General features: G+C 44.3%; 14 protein-coding genes and 1 riboswitch. Of the genes, 12 read left to right on the top strand and 2 right to left on the bottom strand.

Going from position 1 to position 13128, the window contains the following annotated elements:
* The first annotated feature begins 575 nt into the window (after window positions 1-575).
* On the top strand, window positions 576-1295 hold the full coding sequence (locus MEALZ_RS13705; protein ID WP_014149252.1) for a PEP-CTERM sorting domain-containing protein: 720 nt from the start codon (window positions 576-578) through the stop codon (window positions 1293-1295).
* A 748-nt stretch (window positions 1296-2043) separates the two neighbouring features.
* Here MEALZ_RS13705 and MEALZ_RS13700 read toward each other — a convergent pair.
* The gene (locus MEALZ_RS13700; RefSeq protein ID WP_014149250.1) at window positions 2044-3879 is read right to left on the bottom strand and encodes a S8 family serine peptidase; all 1836 of its coding nucleotides are present in this window, start codon (window positions 3877-3879) and stop codon (window positions 2044-2046) included.
* Between the two features lie 84 nt (window positions 3880-3963).
* Window positions 3964-4049: riboswitch (cyclic di-GMP riboswitch) on the bottom strand.
* A 556-nt stretch (window positions 4050-4605) separates the two neighbouring features.
* Here MEALZ_RS13700 and MEALZ_RS13695 point away from each other — a divergent pair.
* From MEALZ_RS13695 to MEALZ_RS13680, 3 genes are all read left to right on the top strand, one after another.
* Window positions 4606-5562: an Rpn family recombination-promoting nuclease/putative transposase gene (locus MEALZ_RS13695; RefSeq protein WP_014149249.1), complete on the top strand. Its 957-nt coding sequence runs from the start codon at window positions 4606-4608 to the stop codon at window positions 5560-5562.
* Window positions 5563-5765: 203 nt separating this feature from the next.
* Window positions 5766-6077, top strand: a complete 312-nt coding sequence (locus tag MEALZ_RS13685) for a nucleotidyltransferase family protein (protein ID WP_014149248.1) — start codon at window positions 5766-5768, stop codon at window positions 6075-6077.
* Window positions 6067-6417 carry a HepT-like ribonuclease domain-containing protein gene (locus MEALZ_RS13680; protein WP_014149247.1) on the top strand — a complete coding sequence of 117 codons (351 nt, stop codon included), beginning with the start codon at window positions 6067-6069 and terminating at the stop codon, window positions 6415-6417. The genes MEALZ_RS13685 and MEALZ_RS13680 overlap by 11 nt, the downstream gene beginning before the upstream one ends.
* On the opposite strand, the gene MEALZ_RS22780 is transcribed toward MEALZ_RS13680, so the two are convergent.
* Complete coding sequence (locus MEALZ_RS22780; protein WP_014149246.1) at window positions 6414-6554, bottom strand: type II toxin-antitoxin system RelE/ParE family toxin; 141 nt, start codon at window positions 6552-6554, stop codon at window positions 6414-6416. The two genes, MEALZ_RS13680 and MEALZ_RS22780, sit on opposite strands and share 4 nt — an antisense overlap.
* Before the next feature lie 444 nt (window positions 6555-6998).
* On the opposite strand from MEALZ_RS22780, the gene MEALZ_RS13675 reads away from it, so the two are divergent.
* The 8 genes from MEALZ_RS13675 (at window position 6999) to MEALZ_RS13645 (ending at window position 12792) form a co-directional block, all read left to right on the top strand.
* Window positions 6999-7247, top strand: a complete 249-nt coding sequence (locus MEALZ_RS13675; protein ID WP_014149244.1) for a type II toxin-antitoxin system Phd/YefM family antitoxin — start codon at window positions 6999-7001, stop codon at window positions 7245-7247.
* Window positions 7244-7630, top strand: coding sequence for a type II toxin-antitoxin system VapC family toxin (locus MEALZ_RS13670; protein WP_014149243.1), 387 nt, complete (start codon window positions 7244-7246; stop codon window positions 7628-7630). The genes MEALZ_RS13675 and MEALZ_RS13670 overlap by 4 nt, the downstream gene beginning before the upstream one ends.
* A 127-nt stretch (window positions 7631-7757) precedes the next feature.
* Window positions 7758-7982, top strand: a complete 225-nt coding sequence (locus MEALZ_RS13665; RefSeq protein ID WP_014149242.1) for an addiction module protein — start codon at window positions 7758-7760, stop codon at window positions 7980-7982.
* 621 nt (window positions 7983-8603) lie between these two features.
* The gene (locus tag MEALZ_RS22100; protein WP_014149241.1) at window positions 8604-8768 is read left to right on the top strand and encodes a PD-(D/E)XK nuclease family transposase; all 165 of its coding nucleotides are present in this window, start codon (window positions 8604-8606) and stop codon (window positions 8766-8768) included.
* Between the two features lie 178 nt (window positions 8769-8946).
* A complete protein-coding gene (locus MEALZ_RS13655) occupies window positions 8947-9147 on the top strand; it encodes a hypothetical protein (RefSeq protein ID WP_014149240.1) in 201 nt (66 codons plus the stop codon).
* A complete protein-coding gene (locus MEALZ_RS13650; RefSeq protein WP_014149239.1) occupies window positions 9144-9398 on the top strand; it encodes a type II toxin-antitoxin system RelE family toxin in 255 nt (84 codons plus the stop codon). Before MEALZ_RS13655 ends, MEALZ_RS13650 begins: the two co-directional genes overlap by 4 nt.
* Before the next feature lie 570 nt (window positions 9399-9968).
* A complete protein-coding gene (locus tag MEALZ_RS24005) occupies window positions 9969-10205 on the top strand; it encodes a ParE family toxin-like protein (protein WP_084685470.1) in 237 nt (78 codons plus the stop codon).
* Between the two features lie 892 nt (window positions 10206-11097).
* Window positions 11098-12792, top strand: coding sequence for a tetratricopeptide repeat protein (locus MEALZ_RS13645; RefSeq protein ID WP_014149237.1), 1695 nt, complete (start codon window positions 11098-11100; stop codon window positions 12790-12792).
* Window positions 12793-13128 lie beyond the last annotated feature (336 nt).

Here is a 13128-nt window from a genome sequence, read left to right as displayed (position 1 = left end):
GCGATTACAAAAAATGTACAGCATTAAGGGTTTCTTAGCTTCGCATTGTAAAAGAAAGTCGCTCTCAACTAATTTTTCGTTTACTATCGCGCCGCCTTGAGAAGAGGAAAAAATCCTGAATCAGTGTCAGTAAATTTTACATTGTTTCGAAATACGTTTTTCACGATCCTTTGCCCAAAGCTCAAATGCACCTATGTCATTGTTATTTATATGATTAATTTTATTAATATAAACATACAGATCATCCAATCAACCACGATTGCGTCAAATCAGAAATTTCTCACTATTCTTAGATAGAAATATTCTAGATTGTGAGGCAGTTCACGTTTTCGCCAAATACACGACAATCTCTTTGAATCAATAAGATACCGTTCAGATTAAGCCATCCTCCAAATTTTACGCTTTAAACCCATTCGTCAGACATTGTCAGAAAAATTTACACTCTTCCCGAAAAATAAGCGTCTTGGTTAATAAAAAACGAACAACCTCATGAATAAATTAATTATTTTTAACTTGGCATAAATTTAGCTAACGAAGGATTACAATAATAAAATTTTTCTATAGTGGTGGGTATCATGAAAACAATAGAAACTAAAATTAACAAACCGGCGATAGCGGCATTTGCTTTAGCGGCTGCATTATTTGCCAGCGGCAGTCAGGCTGCCACGTTATGCTCTGATTATACAGCGCCTAACAATCATCCAGGTGGCTTATCAGTCACAGATGTGACCTTCAGAGGTCAAGATGCAGATGATTGTTATGGGGTGATTGCGGCAGGACAAGGCGGCAACGTAACCGGGACAAATGTTTGGGATACTACTGGGTGGCTAGAGCTAGCCAATGACACAAACACATCATCGACTGTAAATGGGATTAAATTCACATTAACAGCAGATATAGGAGAAAATGGACAATCAACACCCGGCGATTGGCTTCTTTCTTGGTCCTTAGTTCCAGGCGAACAACCTGGATTCGACTTAACAATGGATATTGTTGCAAACTTCAAAGCGAGCAATCAATCTGCCTCTTATTTATTTGAAGATGAAAAGTTTACGGCCAATCCTTTAAGTGGAACAGGCACATTTAAGATTGCCTATAATGCAAATAATCAAGGTATTACCCCAGCGTTATCTAATATGAGCATTTGGTATGCAAATGCAAGTCATACGGAACCTGAAAATGGCGGCGGAGGCCCAGGAGGCGGCCAAGTCCCAGAACCCCATCTGATCTTATTAATGGGCATCGGACTGCTGGGCTTTGGTGCCACAAAATTTCGCAAAACGACCAAAGCCTAATAACTTAGAAACACCTTCGAACAAAAACGCCGGCAATTGCCGGCGTTTTTGTTACTTTTTGACTCGTCCATCCACACTATTGATTCTAAATTCGACAGCCTAGTCATGAAGCACCTGAAACATTCAAGAGATTGCCTAAACATTCCCGCTAACCTCTTGGATGAACGAAAGTTCTATACAAACGAATAAGAAGTTATTAAGTTGACGTCTCATTCTTTATGATCTTCATTGTGAAATGCTTTTTACAGGCTAAAGGTAATGACTATTGGATTCGTAATGATTCACACCCCTTATCGTTCCCATGCTCCAGCGTGGGAATGAATTCCGAGACGCTCTAGCGTCTCGTACCGCTGGAGCGGTGCTCAGGCATTCCCACGCAGAGCATTACTGCCATTAAGTTAAGCCGTTCGTGGTGAGCCTGTCGAACCATGGACGGCTTAACTTATCGACCCAGGATTTTTCCATTCACCCTTCGACAGGCTCAGGGCGAACGGAAAAATCCTTAACTTAATGGCAGTGACGCAGAGCATGGGAGCGATAATTGCCGAAGGATTGAATATTTACTTGGATTCAGCTTATAAAAAACCTCGCAAAAACGGCTCTGTTCACGTTAATAGTTAAAACATGAATACTAGCCAATTCCGAAAGAGTTTGATGTTGCCAGCTATTACTACATATAAAATAAAAATCCTGCAAAAAAAACGCCGACTGACGCCGGCGTTTTTTGGGTTACAGATTTTAGTTTTGTTTATTTAGAAACTGTAATCGTATGTTTAGCGGTCTTATTCGAAGTATCGGTAGCAACCGCTTCAATTATATAAGTGCCTCGGCTTTCTCTGTTGGTATTCCAATTATGAGACAATTGATTGCCGTCTGCCGAACTCGCCAGACTGCCGTTAATAAACAGCTGGATATTGGCCACCGCAACGTCGTCTTCCGCCGAAACATTTATTTTAACTACTCGTGATACTCGGCTACCGTCGGCTGGATTACTGATTGCTACGGTTGGAGCCGCCATATCTTCAATCACTTCTTCGACAGGTTCATCAGCGACTTCTTCAACTTCTTCAATCGTATTTTTGACCGTTACATTAACATCACTTGAAACCCCTTCATTACCCGCCGCATCGATTGCGGTAGCGCTCAAGGTTACCGAACCATCTGCGATTTCCTTGGAATCCCAGCTAAACTGGTAAGGTGCAGTCGTATCGGTTCCGACATAAAGACCATTAGCATACAGCGACACTTCGCTTACACCGACATTATCGGTGGCACTGACCTCGACTGCAATCAAGCCGCTGACGGTACTTCCTCCTGTTGGCGAGAAAATATTGACTGAAGGCGCTTCGTTATCGACAGTGACATTCACCATGTTTAGTGCCATTTCAACTGCGGTAGCGGCATTCACCCGGCCATGACCATAGTATGGGTGGATATTGCCGGCGATTTTGTCGGCCGAGGATTTCAAAATTTGCTCGACTTCATCGGGCGTTAGTGTTGGATTCGCGCCTTGAATTAGGGCAACCACACCGGCAGTTACCGGGGATGAAAACGATGTTCCGTTCCAATTACCATAACCGCCGCCCCGCGTTGTGGTTTGAATCGACGTGCCCGGCGCCGCGACATCAATGAACTCGCCATAATTCGACCAAGAAGCCTTGTCATCGGAGCTAGTTGTCGCCGAAACGCTGATCATATAAATATTATTTTTAAATCCAGGATCGATGCCGTCGTTACCGGCCGCCACAACGACCAAGCCATTTTTGCTGCGCATGTATTGCGCGGCATTGGTGACCGTAGAGCTGTTGGAAACGCCGTAACTGATATTTGCGACATCGGCACCTTGATCGGCCGCCCAGTTCAAACCGCGAGCGATATCGCTCCAATAAGCCCAGCCATCACTACTGTTGGTAATGCGCACCGGCAATATTTGCGCATTCCAAGCGACGCCGGCAACGCCGTTAGCGTTATCGGTGGTGGCAGCTGCCGTTCCGGCTACCGCCGTGCCGTGTCCATGTACATCAGAACTGTTGGTGCTGCCGTCGACCGCATTCCAACCGGGCAGCATTTTGCTGGATAAGTCAGAGTGCGCGCTATCGACACCGGTATCCAGAATAGCAATCACGGTGTTATCGGCTTTTGTTGCACTCCAAGAGGTTGGCGCTTGAATTTTGGGCAAATGCCATTGGTTGCCGTAACGCGGATCGTTGGGCGTCGTCAAGCTGAGTTCGACCGCCATATCGAGCTCTGCGAATTCGACATGAGGATTTTTGGATAATGCCCGAATAACGGCTTGCTCGGCTTGTGGCGGTACAGAGATAACATGCACTCCGATGTTACCGATTATCCCTTTTTTTTGGCCTTTATTGCGTTTCAGAATTTTGTCAAACTCGATGTCCGATAATCCGGCTTTCGGTTTGACCAAAATTTGGCCTTCTTTCCAGGGCTTATCGGGTGCTGCATAAGCCGTTCCGCTTGCGCCGCCGAATACGCCGGCAATCAATACCGCCGCTAAGGCTTTGGAAAGTTGAGTTGGTTTGAATGTGTTTTGATTTTTTTGACTTCTTCGGCTGTTAGAGTTCATGACCCCACTCCTTAATTTATATAAAGGTCCGAAGGAGTTCCTTGAAGCTGAATATAAATTGGCGTAGGCTTTAAGCTATGCCAATTTAGCAATCCCACTGTCATAGGAATAACTCCGTTAGACTGGAAACTTTGCGTCACCACCTTTCGGTGGTTTTGCCCTTTTATGATTTTCGATTGACTGGAGCGTCTAAAAGCCCTTTGAAAGCTTTTTTCGTTCCGGTTGAGTTACAGTGTATAAATTTCAGAAATAATTGATGTGACTTGCTTGGCAAAAATTTATTTTGAGAAATCATCTTGTTATTGTTGATATCGATTCAGTGAATTAGTAAGCACTTTTCGCCTTGCCCATTTCGACTCCCCCACAAAAAACCTTTTGAGTTTTAGCCATTCGTTCCTCTTTAATTAGGCGCAATGGCCGACAGTGCATATGATTAAATCGCCTAAAAAAGGAATTTATTTTTAGGCAAGTTTTTGTCAGCAATAGATTACATAAGTAAGCTTATTTTGGGCTTAATTTAGGTAGGCGCTTGGCCTAAATTCGATAGGTCTCTCTATCGCAATTTAGATTTAGGCATGGGCATATGGGGGGTCAGAAAAGGGGTCAGGTTAAATTATTAACCTGACCCCTTTTACGGGTTAGCATATGCTACCATCCATGATTGCTCATGATAGAATCAAAACTTGAAGACATTCATTTGCAGTGTTTTGTTTAAAGAGTAGCCCCATGTGCAGAATAAACCCCCGAGTCGATTTCGCCTTCAAAAAACTATTCGGTAGCGAAGAAAACAAAGACTTATTGATCTCGCTGATCAATGCGATCGTCTCCGAAGAGGATAGGGTGGCCGAAGTCGAGCTGAAAAACCCCTACAACCTAGCGGATTACCAGTCTGGAAAAATTTCGATTCTGGACATCAAGGCGAAAAACGAGAGAGGGCGTTGGTTTAATGTGGAAATGCAAATCAGCGAAGACTACAACTTCGACAAGCGCGCGATCTACTACTGGGCGAAGCTAGTGACCGAACAGCTCAGCGAAGGCATGATGTTTCGTGAGCTGAAAAAAACGATCAGCATCAATATCCTGGACTTCAATTTCATTCCGGATACCCCGGAGTTCCATAATCGCTACAAAATCATCAATACCGCCACCGGCAAAGACGACAAACTGCATGACGTGTTTGAGCTGCACTATATCGAACTGCGCAAATTTATCAAACCGTACCGGGAAATCACGACCGCGCTGGACCGCTGGAGCACCTTTTTGACGAAAGCGCATCAACTGGACAAACACGATGTGCCGGAACAACTGCGCGGCGACCCGGCCATCGTCAAGGCGATCACGGCAGTCGACCGAATGTTCGACGAAGACGATCGTATAATCTATCAGATGTGCATGGAGGCCCTAGCCGACATGCGGAGTAAAATCGCTTCAGCGGAAGAAAAAGGAAGGCAAAAAGGACGAGAGCTAACAAAGCAAGGAATAGAAAAAGCACGGAGCGAGGTTGCCCAAGCCACCGCCCAAAATTTACTGAGACAAGGGCTTGACTACGAGACCATCGCCCGAGTGACGCGATTAACGGTTGATGCGATAGCTTCATTAAATGCAAAAGGGGGCTGGCTTAGTCTGTCGAGATTTCCCGATTTTCAAGTCAAAAAAATGACCTCGGCGGGACGGGTTATTTAACCCGACCCGAACGTTTCGGTATGCTCTAAATGATCCGGTATACTTTGGTTATACTCGAAGCGTTTAGAGCGGGTCCTTGGCAAGGGATAAATTATTAAATAAACCTGACCCCTTTTTTGCCTTTTTTTTGAAAAAGCTTTTTGGCCGAAGCATTGCTGCGGTAGAATCATCGGACGCATCTAACCAGACACAGGAGATACTGCATGCATCCCGCTATCCAGCAATATCAGCCCGCCATCGCCGAACTGTGCCGGCGTTACCACGTTCGCAAACTGGAGGTGTTCGGTTCTGCCGCGCGCGGTAGCGATTTCGATCCAGCCTTGAGCGATGCCGATTTTTTGGTGGAATTTGCCAGCGAAGGACAAGCGCCCTCCTTGCATGCCTTTTTTGGCTTACGTCGGGAACTGGAACAACTGATTGGCCGTGAGGTGGATCTGGCCGAAACCGCTGCTCTCCGCAACCCTTACGTGCGCGCCAAAATCGAACAAAGCCGAGAGTTGGTTTATGCAGCGTGATGCCCGCGCCTTTTTGTGGGACGCCCACTCCGCAGCCGAAGCCATTCTGGAATTTGTGGCCGGTAAAACGTATACAGACTACTCCGGTGATCGCCTCCTGCGTTCTGCAGTCGAGCGTCAATTCGAAATCATCGGCGAAGCGCTCAATCAACTCTGCAAAATCGAACCGCAATGGGCAGAGCAGATTCCGGATGTACCGCAAATCGTCGCCTTCCGCAATCTGTTGATACACGGTTATGCCTCGGTCAATGATATGACGGTCTGGCATACCATTGAAACCTCGCTGCCCAATCTTTATGACGCCATCGCCCGCTTATTAGATGAAGCGGGCGCGCCTTAACATGAATCAAAATGCCCCAACTCTAGTGATTTCAACGAAATCGCCCGACTGATTGTTTTCAATCGTTGCTTGGTTATGCGGTCTTTCAGATTGTCGAGCCAGTCCGAGAATTCATCGGTGCGTTTATCGTTGATCATGGCATACACGAAACGTTTAGAACGGGTCCTTTGCAAGGGATAAATTATTAATTAAACCTGACCCCTTTTCCTACCTTTTCCTAGAGCAACGTCATACGGGTGAAGACCGGGATATCTTGAATCAACGCCACGCCGTTTACGAGGCCGCCAAGGCTAAAAAACCGGAGCGCTGGAGCCGTGGTGCCCGAAACTGAGATTGGCAGGCGGAAGTCTGTTTAAATCCTGATAAACCGAACGATAATGCGGTGAAAAAAACCGATACTACCGTTCATTAATTTTTAATTTATGCGACAACTGCGTTGACATTTACCGGGTTCGATAAAACACTCGTTTTTTCGAACCCATGAAAAGAGTAAGTAAACGGCAAAATTACCTAGTTGAATTCTTGATTGATTTGAGTGATTAGCTAGACTAGACTAGACTAGGTTATTTAAGGGGAATGTAATGCAAACTGTAAATATGTTACAAGCCAAGTCTTCTCTGTCCCGCTTAGTAGAAGCCATTGAGCAAGGGCAAGAGCGAGAAATCGTGATTGCCAGGAATGGCCGCCCAGCTGCTAAGCTTGTTCCGATAGATGCTGCGCCATCCGAGAAGCGGATTGGAGTAGCAAAAGGCTTGTTCGTGGTGCCGGACAGCATTGATACATATAACGACGAAGTGGCTCGGTTGTTCATGGGCGAGGTGCAGAATTGAATCTGCTGCTGGATACTCACGTTGCACTATGGGCTATCACGGATAACTCAAAACTGTCACAAAAGGCGCGTGATTTGATTGTATCGCCCAAAGCAACCGTTTGGGTCAGCGCGGCGAATGTATGGGAAATTGCAATCAAGCACTCGCTAGGGCGAGGCGACATGCCGGTTTCTGGCCGAGACGCGATGCGCTATTTTCAGGAATCCGGATATCGCTTCCTTGCTGTCGAGGCGGAACATACGATAGCGGTCGAAGAACTGCCTTTACATCACCAAGACCCGTTCGACCGCATACTTGTGGCTCAGGCGCTCGTAGAGCCGATGCGTTTAATGACCCACGATCCCTTGGTAGCGCTCTATAGCGACACAATTATCAAGATTTAAACTTGATTAGAGAAAAAGGCAGAAAAAGGGGGGGCAGGATAAAATTATTAATTCAACCTGACCCTTTTTTCCAAACTGGGAATTGCTGCTTTTTTCCAATAAACAAACAATTTTTGGTTTTTTAATTATGAATATCCAATCTATTGAACAAGAAGTTTTGAGTCTACCAATTGAAGATAGGGCGCGGCTCGCTGAAAAGCTGCTTTCGAGTTTGGATGTTTTGTCAAAACAAGAAATAGAAAAACTGTGGCTCGTGGAAGCGGAACGTCGAGCGTCAGAAATTGATAATGGAATTGTCCAGCTTGTTTCTGCCGAAGAAGTGGAGCGAAGAATTCAAGCCATTTTGCAATGATATATGCTTTCCACCTAGAAGCGCACTGCCATTAAGTTAAGGATTTTTCCGTTCGCCCTGAGCCTGTCGAAGGGTGAATGGAAAAATCCTGGGTCGATAAGTTAAGCCGTCTATGGTTCGACAGGCTCACCACGAACGGCTTAACTCAATGGCAGTGACCCAGAAGCGGCAACAGAATATGCTGAAGATGTAGCGTTCTACAAGTCTCTGTGTGCGGAGCTTGGAATGCGTATTCATGAGGCGGTTAAAACGGAAATTGCAAGTGTCTGTGCAATGCCCACGCTATCGCATTGAATTTCCCCTGTCTATTTGCAAGGCAAGGGTTCAGGGTTTTCCTTACAATGTCATTTTTAGGGAAGTTGAGAGCGGCATTCAAATTCTTGCGGTTGCACATCATCGCCGTCGCCCTCTGTACTGGCTCGGCAGGCTTTAAATTACGCGCGAGTCTGTGGTTTTTGCTCTATATGGCATATATGTTTAAACAAGTGCTTGTAATTTGGCTTTCGGTTCTGTTGCAAAGCTAAATAGTCGGTCAAAGGGACGCGCAGCCTAAACTTTCAAGAAAAAAGGAAAACAGGAGTAAATTATTAATTTAACGTTTTTTACTTAGAGCGAAAAACCATGTGCAGAATAAACCCCCGAGTCGATTTAGCCTTCAAAAAACTGTTCGGCAGCGAAGAAAACAAAGACCTGCTGATCTCGTTGATCAATGCCATCGTCTCCGAAGAGGACCGGGTAGCCGAAGTCGAGCTGAAAAACCCCTACTCGACGGGACGTGTTATTTAACCCGACCCGAACGTTTCGGTATGCTCTAAATGATCCGGCATACTTTGGCTATACTCGAAGCGTTTAGAGCGGGTCCTTGGCAAGGGGTAAATTATTAAATGAACCTGCCCCCTTTTTAGAATGATAAGATAAATATCATTTAGAAAGACATAGTCCCTTAATTTAAGGAGTTATCGATATGAGCGAAGTTGAAGAACTTGAATCCCGTGTTTACAACTTACCCAAAGAAGAATTTACTCAATTTCGCGATTGGTTCCTTCAACTTGAAAATGATCGTTGGGACGCTCAAATCAAATCTGACTTTCAGGCAGGGAAATTTAACAGACTTATTGCGAAAGCACGAGAAGAATTTGCCCAAGGTAAGGCTCTTGAACTTTGAAGCACTATACCTCATCGGATTTCTGGGAATTGTACTGGAAACTTCCTATCGAGATTCGAGAACTTGCTGATAAAAATTACGAATTGCTTAAGGAAAACCCTCGTCATCCATCTATTCGATTGAAACGTATCGAAGAATTATGGTCTGCGCGAGTGGGTCAGAATTACCGTGTCATCGGAATTGATGCCCCAGATGGAATCCAATGGATTTGGATCGGTTCTCATGCCGACTATGACAAATTTATTGCCTAATATGAAGAAAAAGGGGGAGGGTAAATTAATAATCTAACCTGACCCCTTTTTCTCTTAATGTATAAAGACGAGTGCTCTGCGTGGGAATGCCGCTTTAGACGCTCTACGTCGACTGCGACGGGCAATTGGATTGAGAAATCATAGAGAGTGTTGCGTAGCTCTTGTCTGGATTATCGACTTCTGGGGACGCAGAGCGTCCCAGGATGTATTCCAACGCAGAGCGTAGGAACGATGAAAAAGAACCGGATTGAAAAACGGGCGGCGCCTTTGTTAGCGTTGCCTGTGTCACAAGACCTCGGCGGAACGGGTTGTCCAACACCGTCCCCAAAGTTTCGGTATGCCTTAAATGATCCGGTATACTTTGGCTATACTCGAAACGTTTAGAGCGGGTCCTTGGCAAGGGATAAATTATTAAGTGAACCTGACCCCTTTTCCGCTTTTGTGGGAGTGCTACGGAGCCGCATCGAGTATACGATGATGTGGCGTAGTGGCACGGACGCAGGGCGAATCGGGGCCGCCGAAGGCAATAATCGCCAAGTCATTTTTCGCTGCTGAAATCGGACGGACCCCATTTCAGCTTTCGCGAAAAATCTTGGCGCGCTTGTCGAGATTCGAGAACTTGCTGATAAAAATTACGAATTGCTTAAGGAAAACCCTCGTCATCCATCTATTCGATTGAAACGTATTGAAGAATTATGGTCTGCGCGAGTGGGTCAGAATTACCGTGTCATCGGAATTGATGCCCCAGATGGAATCCAATGGATTTGGATCGGTTCTCATGCCGACTATGACAAATTTATTGCCTAATATGAAGAAAAAGGGGGGCAAAGACAATAAAGGGGCTGAATAATCATGGGCGCCAATTTAAGAGAATATGGAAAGTAACTGCGTCACCGCGAGGAGGAAAAAGGACGAGAAGAAGGGTGCGACCTCAATTCTGGCGTATCTAAAAATCAAACACTTAAAAATTAAATCGTCATCAGGAAATGACATAAGCTAGTCAAAATGTATAACAACAGACTGAAATACGATCTAAATGCTTCAATTTGGAGTTTTATTTTGCTTTTTTGCCAGTCTTCTTCAAACTGAGGTCGCACTCGAGAATAAGGCATGGAAAAGGAAGGGACGAAGCGGTCCAAGCCATCGCCCGCAACTTAATTAAAGCAAGGTCTCGACCATGAGATCATTGCGGAAGCTACCAGTCTATCGGTCGGCGTGATTGCCGTGTTGGTTGAGGCGGGAAAAAATGCCAGTTCTCCTTAATGCTGAATTTTTAATTGTTGCGGTGACAGGAAATTTTCACTGCGGAAAATAATGGAGTTGCTCTAATTTAATGCAGGACCGGTCACAAATAATTACATCAACTGGGGTTAGCTAATGAATACTTTCGGACTTGAAGAAAACTCAATATCTACGATTCAAAAACTTTACGGCGATATTTTGCGTGATTGCAAGACTTGGTGCCATTTTCTTGATCCTATTTCCACCATCGAAAGGCAATTCATAGTCTGCAGTAACGTGATCGATCATTTTGTTCGATCATGTCTCTTGCCCACATCGCCTCTCAATATGTGGTATTTGAGTTGCCGGAAAATTATTGGAACCGGCTCAGGTCTCCTGGTAGATTATTTCAGCGCTTTGGAAAATGCTGATGACTGATCCCTATTTTACATTTTAGTTACATTAAGGTAATAATTTTATGAACAAAAAAAAACAAGTCTTCGTTAAAACAAAGCAATTTGTTATTTTTCCATTATTATTGGTTGGTTCGCAAAGTATTGCTGCAATCTATGGCGTGAATGAGTTGGATAAAGTCCCATTTTTGTCATTTGATGAAAAATTAAGCACCGAGGCTGGTTCGGATGCTTTGATATCTGATCTGCCGGCGTTCGAAAACATAAAGGAAGAAGCACTAAAGGACGAGTTTATAACTATATTACAACAAATAAATAAAAGGCAATTTCAAGAAGCTAGGGATAGAGTTCAACAAGTTATCAAGAGGAGGCCAGATTTAGCCTTGGCTTACATTCTTAAAGCCAAAATAGATTTAAGCGAGAAAGATAGGTCATCTGCTTTGACTAGTTTAAACAAGGCGCTGGAAATAGATAGTAAAAACCAAGCCGCAATGCTGGGTATTGCTTCGATATATCTCAATGAAGGAAAGTCGAAAAATGCTAAGGATCTAGTACAGCAAGCCATTGCAGTCGATAAGAAAACTGTCGCCCCATATCTAATGATGGCGGAAATGGCGAATAGAGAAAACAATTTGACTGAAGTGGAAAGAATTCTAGTAAATGGCTTAGAGAGCGTTAAGGGTCAGATTGCTGATGAGGCTACGATAATATCCAGCCTGGCGCAATTATATAAATATCAAAGGCAGCCGCGTAAGGTCTTAGCGTTGGTTCAGGAAATAAACGGCCGATATCCTAATCATTCCGTAGCCCTGTCTTTATTAGTGGGTGCGCAACTATTGAATAACCAGGCAGAAGAGGCAGGGCAAACACTTCGTCTTTTAATAGCGCGAAATGATCAAGACATTTTGCACCGAATGATGTTGGCGAATATTTTGGTTAATCAGCCAGATAAAGTCGAAGAGGTCTTGGTGCTATTGGAGAAAGTATCTTCTATTGCCCCTGACAATTTACAAATTTTGGTTCAAAAAGCCAATCTATTCATCAGGGTCAAGCATTTTGATGAGGCCATGAATGTCGCACAACAAGTAGCTGCTCTCGCGCCACAAACTAGACTAGGTAAAGCAATCGAGGGCGATGTTTATCAAGCCCAAAATAAGCTAGATCAAGCTTATGAGGCTTACAAGGACGCTTATAGGATTCAGGCGAGCCCTAAGTTGTTGGGTTTGATGGTTGATATATTGACTTTTCAGGGTAAGCAAGACGAGGCAATAGGGTTGTTAAGAACGGAGTTGAAAGCAGATGATAAAAATATTGCGGGGCATTTTCGACTTGCAGTTCTGTTGCAGCAACAGGATAAGTTGGTGGAAGCGGCAAAGCATTACGATGCCATTTTAGGCATACAGCCTCAGAATTCATTAGCGCTAAATAATCTTGCTTGGATTTATCACCAACAAAATAATCCTCAGGCACTTGAATTAGCAGATCGCGCTTTTGCTTTAGCACCCAATTCTGCCGCCGTAGTTGATACGCTTGGGGTGATTTTATTTAAACAGGGACAGGTGCAAAAAGCAGTTGATCACTTGGAAAAAGCTTTAACGTTAAAACCCGGTGATCTTAATATCAAATATCATTTGGCTGAAGCTTATGCCGCCCAAGGTAACAAAAAGCGTGCTACTGAGCTTTTAGAATTAATTGCTCAGGAGAGCAGTGAGGTCGGATCAAAAAACAAGGCTATTGAGTTGTTGCGTCAGTTAAAATAGGATCGATTGGTGGACGAAGCCGCTAGCATTGTTTCAATAATGTGTTAGGAATGAGCGTAAATTAATTTCGACAACAAGTGCGATGTTGAGATGAATTTACACTAAAATTAAGCACTATCTAGTGCTTGAACGAAAAAGCCACTTTTCCCAAAAATCCCCTGCTAGTTTTTTTGAAAATCCATTCCAATAGCCGGCAGAAGGAAGGAAATTGCAGGAATGGATCTTATATTATCCAAGTTAATAAGAATAATTCTTATTAACTTGGATTTTAGACGCACCCCATAAGCGCCAACTTAAGACGCAAGACCTTGATTCACAGTTGAAAAATCAAGATGT

It is taken from the genome of Methylotuvimicrobium alcaliphilum 20Z, from assembly GCF_000968535.2.
Classification (GTDB): Bacteria; Pseudomonadota; Gammaproteobacteria; order Methylococcales; family Methylomonadaceae; genus Methylotuvimicrobium; species Methylotuvimicrobium alcaliphilum.
Note: the sequence above shows the minus strand (reverse complement) of the source record. Positions and strands in the feature narration are given on the sequence as shown.